The 13558-nt window shown below is 50.2% G+C and carries 14 protein-coding genes; 9 read left to right on the plus strand and 5 right to left on the minus strand.

Annotated elements, in window-relative coordinates:
• Nucleotides 1-300: glycosyltransferase family protein (locus BMW55_RS07760; RefSeq protein WP_139179464.1), on the plus strand; the 300-nt coding region annotated here is incomplete at its 5' end.
• Nucleotides 301-362: 62 nt separating this feature from the next.
• On the opposite strand, the gene BMW55_RS07765 is transcribed toward BMW55_RS07760, so the two are convergent.
• On the minus strand, nt 363-1937 hold the full coding sequence (locus BMW55_RS07765; protein WP_089967032.1) for a long-chain-fatty-acid--CoA ligase: 1575 nt from the start codon (nt 1935-1937) through the stop codon (nt 363-365).
• Between the two features lie 205 nt (nt 1938-2142).
• Here BMW55_RS07765 and BMW55_RS07770 point away from each other — a divergent pair, with 205 nt between their 5' ends.
• Entirely contained in the window at nt 2143-2391 is a 249-nt protein-coding gene (locus BMW55_RS07770; RefSeq protein ID WP_089967034.1) for a hypothetical protein, read from the plus strand.
• Nucleotides 2392-2500: 109 nt separating this feature from the next.
• On the opposite strand, the gene BMW55_RS07775 is transcribed toward BMW55_RS07770, so the two are convergent.
• Together BMW55_RS07775 and gltB are read right to left on the minus strand one after the other, a co-directional pair.
• A complete protein-coding gene (locus BMW55_RS07775) occupies nt 2501-3982 on the minus strand; it encodes a glutamate synthase subunit beta (protein WP_089967036.1) in 1482 nt (493 codons plus the stop codon).
• 13 nt (nt 3983-3995) lie between these two features.
• Nucleotides 3996-8600, minus strand: a complete 4605-nt coding sequence (gene gltB / locus BMW55_RS07780) for a glutamate synthase large subunit (RefSeq protein ID WP_089967038.1) — start codon at nt 8598-8600, stop codon at nt 3996-3998.
• A 199-nt stretch (nt 8601-8799) separates the two neighbouring features.
• Here gltB and gltC point away from each other — a divergent pair, with 199 nt between their 5' ends.
• Nucleotides 8800-9705 carry a glutamate biosynthesis transcriptional regulator GltC gene (gene gltC / locus BMW55_RS07785; protein ID WP_089967040.1) on the plus strand — a complete coding sequence of 302 codons (906 nt, stop codon included), beginning with the start codon at nt 8800-8802 and terminating at the stop codon, nt 9703-9705.
• Between the two features lie 53 nt (nt 9706-9758).
• Here the strand turns inward: gltC and BMW55_RS07790 are convergent, their stop codons facing one another.
• Nucleotides 9759-10343, minus strand: coding sequence for a tetratricopeptide repeat protein (locus tag BMW55_RS07790; protein ID WP_089967042.1), 585 nt, complete (start codon nt 10341-10343; stop codon nt 9759-9761).
• Nucleotides 10344-10513: 170 nt separating this feature from the next.
• Here BMW55_RS07790 and BMW55_RS07795 point away from each other — a divergent pair, with 170 nt between their 5' ends.
• From BMW55_RS07795 to BMW55_RS07815, 5 genes are all read left to right on the plus strand, one after another.
• Nucleotides 10514-10861 (plus strand): hypothetical protein, encoded by a 348-nt coding sequence (locus tag BMW55_RS07795; RefSeq protein ID WP_089967044.1) that lies wholly within the window; start codon nt 10514-10516, stop codon nt 10859-10861.
• Nucleotides 10862-11255: 394 nt separating this feature from the next.
• A complete protein-coding gene (locus BMW55_RS07800; protein ID WP_089967046.1) occupies nt 11256-11645 on the plus strand; it encodes a hypothetical protein in 390 nt (129 codons plus the stop codon).
• 39 nt (nt 11646-11684) lie between these two features.
• Complete coding sequence (locus tag BMW55_RS07805) at nt 11685-11981, plus strand: hypothetical protein (RefSeq protein WP_089967048.1); 297 nt, start codon at nt 11685-11687, stop codon at nt 11979-11981.
• 99 nt (nt 11982-12080) lie between these two features.
• A complete protein-coding gene (locus tag BMW55_RS07810; RefSeq protein WP_089967050.1) occupies nt 12081-12404 on the plus strand; it encodes a hypothetical protein in 324 nt (107 codons plus the stop codon).
• Nucleotides 12405-12439: 35 nt separating this feature from the next.
• Complete coding sequence (locus tag BMW55_RS07815; RefSeq protein WP_089967052.1) at nt 12440-12745, plus strand: hypothetical protein; 306 nt, start codon at nt 12440-12442, stop codon at nt 12743-12745.
• 24 nt (nt 12746-12769) lie between these two features.
• Here BMW55_RS07815 and BMW55_RS19310 read toward each other — a convergent pair whose 3' ends face one another.
• Nucleotides 12770-12979 carry a hypothetical protein gene (locus BMW55_RS19310; RefSeq protein ID WP_170839812.1) on the minus strand — a complete coding sequence of 70 codons (210 nt, stop codon included), beginning with the start codon at nt 12977-12979 and terminating at the stop codon, nt 12770-12772.
• Nucleotides 12980-13245: 266 nt separating this feature from the next.
• On the opposite strand from BMW55_RS19310, the gene BMW55_RS19315 reads away from it, so the two are divergent.
• Entirely contained in the window at nt 13246-13395 is a 150-nt protein-coding gene (locus tag BMW55_RS19315; protein WP_170839813.1) for a hypothetical protein, read from the plus strand.
• Nucleotides 13396-13558: the final 163 nt, after the last annotated feature.

Here is a 13558-nt window from a genome sequence, read left to right on the forward strand (position 1 = left end):
TATACACCCAATAACCGGACCTTCGAGATTGCCGCCTGCCGTTCTTTCCAACTGGCCACCTGGCGCAGGGATTTAAACAAGTTATATGTTCCGGAACAGGAGATTGCCACTTACCGCACGTTAAAAGAGCTGAGGGAAAAAATTCGTTATTATTTGAAGCATGACGACGAAAGGGAAGAGATGACGGACCGTGCCTATCAGCGGACGTTAAGAGATCATACTTATTATGTTCGCCTCCGGGATCTGCTCGATTTGTTGCAGAATCACCCTCTGCTCAAAAGAAAGCGGGAGGTTGTTTAGATTTGCGTAAGAGAAAAAAGGGATCCCGGCCGAAACGCACGGCTGGAGATCCCTTCGCTTCTTTAGTTCACCTGTTTGACTTGATCCTTCCAATAAGGTTCGCGCAACTGCCTTTTTAAGATTTTACCCGCTCCGTTTTTAGGCAATTGGGCGACAAAATCAACACTTTTCGGCACCTTAAAATGGGCCAGACGCCCACGGCAATAATCGATCAGTTTCTGTTCGTCCAAAGAGCTGCCGCTTTTTTTGACGACTACCGCTTTGACCGCTTCTCCCCATACCGGATCAGGAACTGCGATCACCGCTGCCTCCAAGATGCCGGGATGTGTGTAGAGCACTTGTTCCACTTCTACCGAATAGACATTTTCTCCACCAGTGATGATCATATCTTTTTTGCGGTCGACCACATAGATATAATTTTCAGCATCCCTGTACGCCAAATCCCCCGTATAATACCAACCGTTTCTCAGCACGCGGGCCGTCTCTTCCGGTTGTTTCCAATATCCCTTCATCACGTTGGGGCCACGGACGATGATCTCCCCCACTTCCCCCGGCTCCGTTTCCCTTCCTTGCGCGTCGATGATTTTCACTTCGACCCCGACAATCGCTTGTCCGCAGGAAAGAAGCCTCCTCTCCTCTTCTTTCGTCCCCCCGGTCACATGGTCTTTGCCAAGCAGCATCGTCACCAGCGGAGAGGCTTCTGTCATGCCGTATCCTTGGACAAATTCCACATGCGGCAGCTTGGCTTTCGCCTTTTTGAGGACTTCGACCGGCATGGGAGAGGCTCCGTATAGGATTTTCCTGATCGAACTTACATCATAATCGCCAAAGGCCGGCTCATTCACCAGCATATTGATCATGGTCGGGACCAGGAGCATGGTATTGGGTTTCTTTTCCGCCACCCATTTTAATAATGTTTGAGGTTGAAAGGTCCGGATATGGTGGTGGGTTCCGCCAACCATGGTCACCGCATAGGTAGAAGCGCCGTCTGCGACATGGAACATGGGTGCCGCATGCAGATAGCACGTCTCGGGATGATACTGAAGCATAATGGCCGCATGGTAAGCATTGCTCACCAGATTGGCATGGGTGAGCATCACTCCTTTGGAACGGCCGGTCGTCCCCCCTGTATAATAGAGCCCGGCCACATCATCCGGACTGAGGTCGTCATACGAGAGCGGCTGAGACTCTTCCCCCCGGATCCATTCTTCGTAAAATCCGATATAACCCGGCAGGTCTTCTTTTTGCTTTTCCGTTAAAACAAAAGTTTGCAGTGAAAGAACTTGTCTTGCAATTTGATGAATCCAATCCGTAAACTCCCGATGGAAAAACAGCGCTTTGGGCTCTGAGTCTTTGAGGAGATCGATGATTTCAGACACGGACAAGCGGGTGTTCAGAGGAACGGCAATCGCGCCGATCGCGGTCACGGCGTAAAACAGCTCGAGATAGCGAAAGTCATTCAACAGAAGCAGAGCCACGCGGTCTCCTTTTGCAATTCCCCGCCGGACCAGCGCCTGCTTCAACCGGCTGACCCGGTCGGCAAAGTGACCATAGGTAAATGTTTCATCCCCATCCACCAACGCGGTCTTATTCGCATAATTTTGGGCAGAGATGATTAAACCTTTAGTAAGAATCAACTACCCATGCACCTCCCACCAAGATGTATAAGCCTTCTCTTCTTAGTTATAGCATAATTTTCTGATTTATTGGACGTTTATTTAGTCGGGCTTCAATTTTTTTATAGCAAAAAATGAGAACGCTTACAGTCGACAAGTGGATGGCCGGGTAGTAAAATAAATTTGAAAAGTTCTAATTTAATGTCGAGTTGGGAGGGAATGGAAAATGGTTACTTGCAAAATTCATTTCATCGGCGGTGAGCAATTAAATCTTGTCGGCGAGACAGCTGAGTTCGTTTATAATAAGCTCAAATTGGAAACCCATGTTCCCGGACGGCTGTTTATTCTGATGGAAAACAAAAAAGAATTGGTGATTTTCACTGATAAGGTAACTTATGTGGAGAAGAAGGTACTCCCCGACGAAGCGGTTGATGAACTGCGAAAATCAACGAACCAAGAGATCTATCATGTTTAATCCACTCATCCGGTCATGTGGCGCATCTCCCTTGTGATTGCACTGAATGAGAGAAGAAAAAAGCCCTTTGGACTCCGGCCAAAGGACTTGATTGGTTGAGCTTTTTTAATTAAGGCAGATTCGTATAACCCATTAAATACTGATCGCACTCGCGGGCCGCCTCACGTCCCTCATGGATGGCCCAGACAATCAGACTCTGGCCTCTGCGCATATCACCGGCGGCAAAAACCCCTTCGAGATTGGTAGCGTATTTTCCGTACTCCGCTTTTACCTTGAGATTGACTTGTTCGAGCCCAAAGTGATCAAGTAAAGATTCTTCCGTACCGGCGAAGCCGATGGCGATCAGGACCAGCTGTGCCGGCCACACTTTTTCCGTGCCGGGAATTTCCCTGAAGGAAATGTTCCCGTCCTTATCGCGCACTTTTTCCATTTGGACCGTGTGCAATTCTTTCACATGCCCGTTTTCATCGCCCACTATTTTCTTGGTCATGATGGAATATTCACGGGGATCCCGGCCAAATTTGGCCATCGCTTCCTTGTAGGCATAATCGAGCGTAAAAACATACGGATATTCCGGCCACGGATTATCGGCGCTTCGTTCATCGGGCAATCTCGGGTGCTTCCCGAATTGCACCAGACTGCGGCATTTTTGCCGCAATGCAGTGGCGATACAGTCTGCTCCGGTATCTCCGCCCCCGATCACAATCACATCTTTTCCTTCTGCGGAGATGAACTTGCCGTCCCGGAACTTGGAGTCCAGCAGGCTTTTGGTTGCCAGGGTCAGATATTCCATGGCAAAATGGACGCCTTTCAGCCCGCGGCCTTCGACATGAAGGTCGCGGTGTTTTTGCGCTCCCGCACAGAGAACAATCGCATCGAACTCCTCCCGCAGCTGCTTGAAGGTAATATCCTTTCCGACCTCCGTATTGGTAACAAAAGTGATCCCTTCGGCTCTCAGCAGATTGACCCTGCGCTCTACCAGCTTTTTATCCAGCTTCATATTGGGAATCCCGTAAGTGAGCAAACCGCCGACCCGGTCTGCCCGTTCAAAAACGGTCACCCAATGGCCCGCTTTATTCAATTGATCCGCGCAAGCGAGCCCGGCCGGTCCCGATCCCACCACAGCCACTTTTTTGCCCGTTCGGGTTTTGGGCGGTCGCGGGACGATCCACCCTTCGGCGAAGCCTTTGTCAATGATCGCCTGTTCAATGGTTTTAATGGCGACCGCCGGATCGTGGATCGCTACGGTACAGGAGCCCTCACAGGGGGCGGGACAGACGCGGCCGGTGAATTCGGGAAAATTGTTGGTGCTGAGCAGGCGGTCCAGTGCCTCTTTCCAGCGGCCCCGATACACGAGGTCATTCCACTCGGGTATCAGGTTATATAACGGGCATCCGGAAGCCATTCCGTTTAACTCAATCCCTGTATGGCAGAAGGGAGTGCCGCAATCCATGCAGCGGGCTCCCTGTTTTCTCAGTTTCTCTTCCGGAAACGGCAAATAATGTTCTTCCCAATCCTGCAGGCGGGCCAGCGGGTCTCGTTCTTTTGGCACTTCTCGTTTGTATTCAATAAAACCGGTCGCTTTCCCCATAAACTCCCCTCCTCTACTGAACAAGAACCGGCTCGGGAACTTCGGTTTGGTTTGTCTTTCCGCCCCGTTTTTCCCGGCTCTTTTCAAATGCGGCAAGTACCGCTTGCTGACGATCCAGTCCGGATTCTTCCATCTGACCGATCAATTCCAGCATCCGTTTATAATCATCCGGAATCACTTTCACAAATTTGGTGACCGTTTCATCCCAGTGATCCAGCAATCTTTGTGCATGCCGGCTTCCGGTATACCGAACATGATTCCGCACGAGGCGTTTGACCTCTTCGATCTCTTCCCGGTCGTCCAATGTTTCCAGCAACACCATTTCATTATTGTACAGCCCGACAAATTTCTCGATCTCTTCCACCAGCACATATGCAATCCCGCCGGACATGCCCGCCGCAAAGTTTTTGCCGACCGGACCGAGAATCACCACACGTCCGCCGGTCATGTACTCACATCCGTGATCTCCCACTCCCTCAACGACGGCGGTGACGCCGCTGTTGCGGACACAGAAACGTTCACCGGCCATGCCGCGAATGTAAGCCTCACCCGCAGTTGCGCCGTAGAAAGCTACGTTTCCGATGATGATGTTTTCTTCCGGTGCAAAGGTGGATGACTTCGGCGGATAAACGGCAATCTTCCCTCCGGAAAGCCCTTTTCCGACGTAATCGTTCGCATCCCCCTCAAGGGTCAGGGTGATCCCTTTCGGAACAAACGCACCGAAACTTTGGCCGGCAGAGCCTTTGAAATGAAGGCGAATCGTATCTTCGGGCAATCCTTCCGCTCCGTATCGGCGGGTAACCTCGCTTCCCAAAATCGTGCCCACCACGCGATTGACGTTGCTGATCGGCAGCGTCGCTTCCACCGGCTGTTTGGAGTCGAGCGCAGGCTGGCAGAGCTTTAAAATCTCCCGGCGATCCAGCGATTCATCCAGCTTGTGATTTTGCGGCCGGCTGTAGAACCTGCCCACATCATCCGGTACATCCGGCTGATAGAGAAGCGCGGACAGATCCAAATATTTCGCTTTCCAGTGCGATTTGGCCCGTTCGCTGACCGTCAGCACATCCGTCCTCCCGATCATTTCCTCCATGGTGCGGAAACCTAATTGCGCCATAATCTCCCGCACTTCTTGGGCCACAAATCTCATGTAATGAACGACATGTTCGGGATCGCCCATAAACTTCCTGCGCAGCTCCGGATTTTGCGTGGCGACGCCGACCGGACACGTATCCAGATGGCAGGCGCGCATCATCACGCAGCCGAGAACGACCAGAGGCGCGGTAGAAAACCCGTATTCTTCAGCACCCAGCAGGGCGGCCATCACCACATCCCGACCGGTCATCATTTTACCGTCTGTTTCCAGCACAACCCGGTCGCGCAATTGATTGAGGACAAGCGTCTGATGGGTTTCGGCCAGACCGAGCTCCCACGGAAGTCCGGCATGCTTGATGCTGGTTCGCGGCGAGGCTCCGGTTCCGCCTTCATAGCCGCTGATCACGATCACATCGGCCAGCCCCTTGGCCACTCCGGCGGCGATCGTTCCCACACCGGCTTTGGCCACCAATTTCACGCTGATTCTCGCTTTCGGATTGGCATTTTTCAAGTCATGAATCAATTGGGCCAGATCTTCAATTGAATAGATATCATGGTGCGGCGGCGGTGAAATCAATCCGACCCCGGGGGTGGAACCCCGCACTTCCGCGATCCACGGATATACTTTGTTTCCGGGCAATTGCCCCCCTTCACCCGGTTTCGCCCCTTGCGCCATCTTGATCTGTATTTCATCCGCATTCAGCAAATAGTGACTGGACACCCCAAACCGTCCTGATGCCACCTGCTTGATGGCGCTGCGGCGCAAATCCCCGTTTTCATCCGGCTTATAGCGGCCCGGGTCTTCTCCTCCCTCTCCGCTGTTGCTTTTGCCGCCGAGACGGTTCATCGCAATCGCCAGCGCCTCATGTGCTTCCTGGCTGAGCGCACCATAGGACATCGCACCGGTTTTGAAGCGGCGAACGATCGAGTCGACCGACTCCACTTCTTCGATGGGCACCGGCTTCCGGCCGGTTTTGAAATCAAACAGGCTCCTTAGAAAAGCGATTTGTTCGTCATTCGCCATCTTTGAAAACTTTTTATACAGGTGATAGTCCCCTTTGCGGCAGGCCTGTTGAAGCGTATGGATCGTCTGGGGATTAAATGCATGGTACTCCCCGTTACGGCGCCATTGAAGCTCGCTGCCGGGCGGAAGGGTCTTTTCATCGTACTGGTGGTGATGGAAGGCTGTTTCATGGCGCATGAGCGTTTCTTTGGCAATGACCTCCAGGGTGATTCCGCCGATCTGCGAGGAGGTCCTGGCAAAATACCGCTCGATCACCCCGGAATCAATCCCGACCGCTTCGAAAATTTGCGCTCCGCGATAACTTTGAATGGTGGAAATGCCCATTTTGGACATGACCTTCACGATTCCGTCCGTGGCCGTGCGAATAAATCTTTGCACGGCTTCTTCGTATGAATAGCCTGTTAAGGTGTTCTCTTTGATCATTTCTCTCAACGTTGCGAAAGCGAGGTAAGGATTGACGGCATCGGCACCGTAGCCGATCAGCATCGAAAACTGGTGCACATCGCGTGGTTCCCCTGATTCGACAATTAAACTCACTTTGGTTCTCGTTCCCTGACGGACCAGATGATGATGCAGGCCGCTGACCGCCAAAAGCGCCGGAATGGCCGCCCGGTCCCGGTTCACTCCGCGGTCTGACAGGATAAGAAGCGTATACCCTTCGGCAATCGCTTGATCAGCCGCGGCGAATAAATCGTCCAGGGCCTGTTGCAAATGGCGTTCTCCCGCTTCGGCAGGGAACAAGATGGACAGGGTTTTTGCTTTAAATTCCGGATAAGGGTTTCTGCGCAGCTTGGCACATTCGCGGTCCGAGATAACCGGGGTGGCCAACCGGATCCGGCGGCAACTCCTTGCATCCGGATGGAGCAGGTTTCCTTCCGCGCCGAGAACCGTCATGGTGGAAGTGACACAAGCTTCGCGAATCGCATCGATCGGCGGGTTGGTCACCTGGGCAAATGATTGCTTAAAATAGTTGTACAACAGCTGCGGCTTCTCGGAGAGCACCGCCAGAGGCGTATCATTTCCCATTGAGCCGATCGGATCTTTTCCTTCCGTAACCATGGGCAGCAAATTTTTGTTCAATTCTTCATAGGTGTAACCAAACGCTTTTTGCAGTTGAAAAACCGTATCTCCGTCCAGTTCGGACCGGACTTCTTGGTCCGGCAATTCCTCCAGGGTGAGCAAATGTTTGTTCAGCCAGTCCCGGTACGGATACTGGGTCGCCATCCGTTCTTTAATCTCTTCATCGGAAATGATGCGTCCTTCTTCCAGATCGACCAGCAACATCCGCCCCGGCCGGAGCCTGTCCTTATACACGATCTTTTCTGCCGGAACATCGATGACGCCCACTTCAGAAGCGAAAATGATCATATCATCCGCCGTCACATAATAACGGGCAGGGCGAAGTCCGTTTCTGTCCAGAATCGCGCCGATTTGCCTGCCGTCCGTAAACGAAATGGCCGTCGGTCCGTCCCATGGTTCCATTAAACAGCTGTGGTACTCATAAAACGCTTTTTTCGGGTCTGTCATCTGTCCGTCCCGATCCCACGGCTCGGGAATCATCATCATGGCCGTGTGGGCAAGCGAGCGTCCGGACAACACAAAGAATTCAAAACAGTTGTCCAAAATGGCCGAGTCGCTTCCCTCCATGTCGATCACCGGCAATACCTTGTGAAGATCGTCGCCGAAAGCAGCCGATTCAAACATTTGTTCACGGGCCAACATCCAGTTGACATTGCCTCTTAATGTATTGATTTCTCCGTTATGAATCAGGTAACGGTTGGGATGAGCCCGCTCCCAGGTCGGAAAGGTGTTGGTGCTGAAGCGGGAATGGACGAGCGAAAAAGCGGATGTAAACGCCGGATCTTGCAAATCCAAATAAAAAGCATCCAGTTGTTCGGGAGTTACCAACCCTTTGTATACAATGGTGCGGCTCGACATGCTGGCGATATATAGATCGTCTCCGGCCGATTGTTCCATCTGTTTGCGAATCACATACAATTTGCGCTCAAAAGAGAGGGAGTCCGGCACATCATCACTGGCGGCAATAAATACTTGCCGGATAAACGGCTGGCTGGCTCTCGCCGCTTTGCCGATCTTGGCCGGGTCTGTGGGAACGGTGCGCCAGCCCAACAGCTTTTGCCCTTCTGCTTCAATGATGGCCTCCAGCTGTTTTTCATAAGCAGCCCGGCGAACCGGGTCCATCGGCAAAAAGAGCATCCCCACCCCGTACTTGCCCGGGGAAGGCAGATCCGTTTCAAATTCTTTCCCCTTTTCAAAAAAATGGTGTGGTATTTGCACCATGATTCCGGCCCCGTCACCGGTTTCCGGATCACTTCCCTGCCCGCCGCGATGCTCCATGCGACGAAGCATCTCAAGCCCTTTTTCCACGATCTCATGTGATTTTTTTCCTTTTATATTGGCGATAAAACCAATTCCGCAGGCATCATGCTCATAGGCTGGATCGTACAGACCTTGTTTTCCCGGCAATCCTTTATTTTCCATACCCCACACTCCTTTATGTGAGACTCGGTGTTCCTGTATCATAAAAGCTAATAGCATTTATCCTCGCTTTTTAATGGATCGCGTTAATGCTTTACAGGAGCTGTCAAAAATTATTGTAGATTTTCTAACCAATAGTAACAATATATAATTTGAATAAAAACCATCTCAAAATGAGATGAATCCATTCGAGGAGTATGGTATGGAACTGAGACAGATTCAATATTTCATTGAAGTGGCCAAACGGGAACATGTAACCGAAGCGGCTCATGCTTTACATGTGGCGCAATCTGCCGTGAGCCGGCAAATCGCGAATCTGGAGGCGGAGCTGGGGGTTCAGCTGTTTATCCGAGAGGGGCGCAATGTCCGTCTGACTCCGATCGGGAAAATTTTTTTGAAGCATGCGCAAGCAGCGATCAAGGAGATTGACAAAGCCAAGCAGGAAATCGAGGAATTTTTGCATCCGGAAAAAGGGACGATTCGCATCGGTTTTCCCAGCAGTCTTGCGGCCCATATCCTGCCTACCGCCATTTCCGACTTTCGTGCCAGGTATCCCGATATCGGGTTTCAACTGCGGCAGGGTACGTTCAAAAACTTGATCGAAATGGTCATCAAGGGAGAAATTGACCTTGCCTTGATCGCTCCTGTTCCGACAAACGAGAAAGAGGTCAGAGGAGACATCTTTTTCTCTGAAAAAATCGTGGCTCTGTTGCCCATTCATCACCCGCTTGCCAACCAACCCTCCCTCTCTCTCTATCAATTGCGCGATGATCCGTTCGTCCTGTTCCCGCCCGGGTTCGTTCTGCACCATATTGTGGTGGATGCCTGCACGCAGATGGGATTTCAGCCGAAAGTCTCCTTTGAAGGGGAAGATATTGACGCCATCAAAGGATTGGTCGCGGCAGGTCTGGCCGTTACGCTCCTCCCGGAAATTACGCTCATCGACAGCGTGCCGCGAGCGACCGTCAAAATCCCGATCCATGAACCGGAAGTGACGCGCACAGTCGGAATCATCATTCCCAACAACCGGGAACTGGCCCCCTCGGAAAAACTGTTTTACCATTTTCTGAAGGAATTTTTTGCCGTACTCAATCGGTTTAATCAGTAAGTGGGCTGAGAAACAAAAAACAGGTCGGCAAATGGCCTGTAACCTCAGTCTCTTTAACATCGGTTTACCAGTTTTATGGCCTCTTCTGTGGACCGGATCAGCTCCGCGTCTCCTTTTGCCCTGCGCATCATCAGTGCCCGCTGAAGTTCGGACAGGGCTTCCTCCATTCTCCCCATTTCCATCAGGCATTTTCCCCTGTGCTGACAAATAAAATCACGGTACATGGAAAACTCATCCGACTCCGCCAGGGCTTCCGCCTCCGCAAAACAGCGGAGTCCCGTTTCATGCTGCCCGTGGTACTTGTACGCCTCGCCGAGCCGGATGAGAGAACGGATCACTCCCCCTTTCTCCCCTTTTGCCCGGGCGATCTCCAGCGCTTTTAGCAGATGCCTGATCGCTCGTTCCGTCTCCCCCATGACCCGCCAGGCATTGCCCAGGTAACCATGTAAAAAAATAAGCACAGAAAAATCCCCCATCTCCAACGTTTTCGCCCGGGCAAGGAAAGCTTCGGCTTGGGTGATCGCATCTTTGAGCTTCTCTTCATCCCTTGGGATTTCACGCAAAAAATTCTTCGGCTCAAACCGGGTAAGCGAAGCCAGTGAAGGCAACTCCTTTTGTACGGTTGTCAGGCTGATCATCCTGCTCTTCCTCTCTTATTAAATAAAAAGAAAAGTATATGCTCTTTTCCCGGCATTACCCGAAAAACCTTCTATTAAAGAAACATTATTCTTTATCTTACATAAATTAACTTAGATAAAACTTTGTTCGTTCCATGCCATCACTCTGATGAGAAGGAGGTAGACGATGGATGCCTTTAATCCCCTTTGTCAACCAGTCCGGCAAGTTTCACAAGAACTTTATTTCGATCAAGTCGAGGGGGCGGCTGTTTGTTTCCAAGGGAATCCGAAAAAAATTGGGAGGGGGAAAAAACGAGGAAATCAAAATTTATTTAGCCTACGACCCGGTGCGCAGATGTATCGGCATCATGCCCGCTGAACATGCGAAAATGGAAAACGGGGTTCCCTTTACGCTGGATAAAGACGGAAATTGCCATATCATCGGGTTTATCAAACAATTCGGCTTGCCCCACGATAAGCTGTACCGTTATATCTTGATTGGTGAAGAGGAAGGCTGGCTGCTGTTTAAAAGAATTTAATCACTACAGGGGATGAAAACCAGTCGCAACGACTGGCTTTTTTTTATCTTTTCGTTTGTCCCGGGCAACGGGGGTCATGAGGCAAAAAAGGCTTGGGGAGGTATCTATTTTCATCCCGAATCCTGAACCTTTCTTACTAGAAAGCATATATTTTTACCAAAAGGCGAAAACGGGTTCAAAAGAAAAATCCGGGCAAGGAAGGCAATATCCAACGCTTCCTTCCCGCTTCAATCACAAGGCTGCGGACCGGTTCAGGCAACAAAGAGGCAGCGGATAAATCGGGCATAGGGAGGCAACCAAATTACCCTGAATCTCTCACCAACCCTGATAGAAAAGAATATAGTATATCAAGTTCTAGATTGAAAGGCTTTTATGAAGCGGGAGGTGACACCGGATGGAACAAGATCCGCAGAAAAAAGACCTGCAAAAATACAAGAAAAGCCTGGAGGAGCAACTGCAAGCCGCAATGCGACAAGAAATATACAATCTCCTGTCGGAACTGCAAAAGATCGCACCATCGTCAAAACTGCAGAAACTCCTTCAAAAAAGCTCCAAAGAATTACGGTCAGACACGGATGCACTCAACATCGAAGCACAGGTGGACATCCAATTGAATCTGGATGATGAAGAGGAATTACAGTCAGACACGGATACACTCAACATTGAAACACAGGTGGATATCTACACGGACCTGGACGATGAAGAAGAATTACCGTCAGACACGGATGCACTCAACATCGAAGCGCAGGTGGATAGCCAATCGGACCTGGATGATCATGAATAACACGTCTCTCCCTCATCAGGGATGAAAGGGGGGAATCAGATGGCCAGATGTTTTTGCCGCAGATGCATCCGGCGCCGGCTCAAACGGATCCGCAAACGCATCCGAAGGCGCTTTCGGCTCAGATCCTGCTGCTGTTGTACCAGGCACCCCCCGTCCGAGCAAAAAAGGGACAACACTTCGGCCGCAATCACTCAAACCAACTCCATTGACGGGTCCATCGCCGGGTTGATCAACATTATTATTCAGACCAATACCAATACCGGAGATCCTACCGCCTTCGGAGCCGGCAGCAGGAACAATGCTGTAAGCAACACAGATGTAGGTGTAAACGGATGATGGCAGCAAAATCCGGTGCACCGGACACTGACCGCTCTTCATAAAAGCCTTCTGGAACTGTCGATTCATCACCTTCATTCATCGAAAGGGGGTGACAAGATGAATAACAATACAGCCGACAAGGTCACCGAAACATTAAATGCGCTCCCGGGTACTTCCGGTAACGATCCCAACGCTCTTGCAAATGCACTCACCAGTTTAGAAAAGATCACCCAAAGCATTCCCGCCATGGTCAGAGAAATTACCAAAGCACAGATGGAGACAATTGCCGCACTTCAGGAACTCAAAACTTCAAAAGTCAAAGAGATGCTCAGCCCGGAAAAAATCCAGAGCGCAGTTACGAATGCCCTGAAACAAGCAGGCCCTCAAAACGTCAACATTCCCCCATCCAACAATAATCAGCCAAATGATAGCGAAGAGTAATGTCAGTCTATCTTCCTTGAAAGGAGGTGAACAGTATGGGATGCAAACGCCGCAGAAAAAAGCACTGCCGGAGGGTCAAAGACTGGTGCGATTGGAAAAAGCGCAGACATCACAAAGAGTGTGATGACAACCATCACAAAGACTGTGATGACAAACAAAAACATCACAAAAGCTGTGATGAGGATTGCTGCGTGAGTGCTTTTGTTGTCCAAACAGGAGCCGAAATTTGCGGATCGGTCGCTGGAACTGCAAATACCTTTGTTACCACGAATACGAACCTCGGTGACCCGACCGCATTTGGTTGCGATGCTGACAACAATGCTGTCCAAAATACTGGCTAGATCGCTCTCCTGGTATGCAGGACTTTATAAACCATATGAGAAAGGTGGAAATGGTTGATGGGCTGCAAACGGAAAAGAAAGCGCCATAAGTTTAAACGCTGCTTCCGCCCGAAAAAACATTGCAGAGATTTCCATGACCGCTGCGATAAGAAGGAGAAAGATTGCAAAGACTTCAAGGAGAAAAAAGAGTTCAAAGAAGACAATGATTGCTGCGTAAAAGCTTTTGTCGTCCAAACAGGCCCCGAGATCTGTGGATCGGTCTCCGGAGTAACCAATACCTTCGTTACAACGAACACGAATCTCGGAGATCCGACTGCATTCGGATGCGAATCCGATCGAAACGCTGTCAGCAATTTTGGATAATACGCTCTCCCCTGGCACGAACATCGGTGATCCCATCGAATGCGAAGCCAGGAACTCAGCACCATTTCAACTGGTTTATAAGGGCCGTCAGGCCCTTTCTTTTGATATAAAGCCAAACGGAAAGAAGGTGAAATTCGATGGACAAAGAGAATAAAAAAGTTTCCGGAATCATTCAAAGCGAAAAAGTTGAGATAGACAATGAATCGGAATCCACTAAAAAAGAATCGATCGTTATGAACAAGTTTAATATCAATATCTTTGACCAATCTACCAAAGAGAAAAAATAAGGCGACCCTCGGCAGAACCAGATAACAAAAAAATATCTTTCCTGAATCACCCTGTTTGCAAACGGGGTTTTTTCTATTTTTAATATATATAAACCTCCATTCTGATATGATGCGGGACTTTTTGGCTATTTAAATAAAACGGGAAACATCACTTTACAGAAAA

The organism is Lihuaxuella thermophila, assembly GCF_900110165.1.
GTDB classification, from domain to species: Bacteria; Bacillota; Bacilli; order Thermoactinomycetales; family Thermoactinomycetaceae; genus Lihuaxuella; species Lihuaxuella thermophila.

What these genes read in the sequence shown, in the direction of transcription:
- BMW55_RS07790 (WP_089967042.1), bottom strand. Translation starts at nt 10,343, where the DNA reads ATGATCAGCCTGACAACCGTACAAAAGGAGTTGCCTTCACTGGCTTCG.
- BMW55_RS07795 (WP_089967044.1), top strand. Translation starts at nt 10,514, where the DNA reads ATGCCTTTAATCCCCTTTGTCAACCAGTCCGGCAAGTTTCACAAGAAC.
- BMW55_RS07815 (WP_089967052.1), top strand. Translation starts at nt 12,440, where the DNA reads ATGGGATGCAAACGCCGCAGAAAAAAGCACTGCCGGAGGGTCAAAGAC.
- gltC (WP_089967040.1), top strand. Translation starts at nt 8,800, where the DNA reads ATGGAACTGAGACAGATTCAATATTTCATTGAAGTGGCCAAACGGGAA.
- BMW55_RS07805 (WP_089967048.1), top strand. Translation starts at nt 11,685, where the DNA reads ATGGCCAGATGTTTTTGCCGCAGATGCATCCGGCGCCGGCTCAAACGG.
- BMW55_RS07800 (WP_089967046.1), top strand. Translation starts at nt 11,256, where the DNA reads ATGGAACAAGATCCGCAGAAAAAAGACCTGCAAAAATACAAGAAAAGC.
- BMW55_RS07810 (WP_089967050.1), top strand. Translation starts at nt 12,081, where the DNA reads ATGAATAACAATACAGCCGACAAGGTCACCGAAACATTAAATGCGCTC.
- BMW55_RS19315 (WP_170839813.1), top strand. Translation starts at nt 13,246, where the DNA reads ATGGACAAAGAGAATAAAAAAGTTTCCGGAATCATTCAAAGCGAAAAA.
- gltB (WP_089967038.1), bottom strand. Translation starts at nt 8,600, where the DNA reads ATGGAAAATAAAGGATTGCCGGGAAAACAAGGTCTGTACGATCCAGCC.
- BMW55_RS07775 (WP_089967036.1), bottom strand. Translation starts at nt 3,982, where the DNA reads ATGGGGAAAGCGACCGGTTTTATTGAATACAAACGAGAAGTGCCAAAA.
- BMW55_RS07770 (WP_089967034.1), top strand. Translation starts at nt 2,143, where the DNA reads ATGGTTACTTGCAAAATTCATTTCATCGGCGGTGAGCAATTAAATCTT.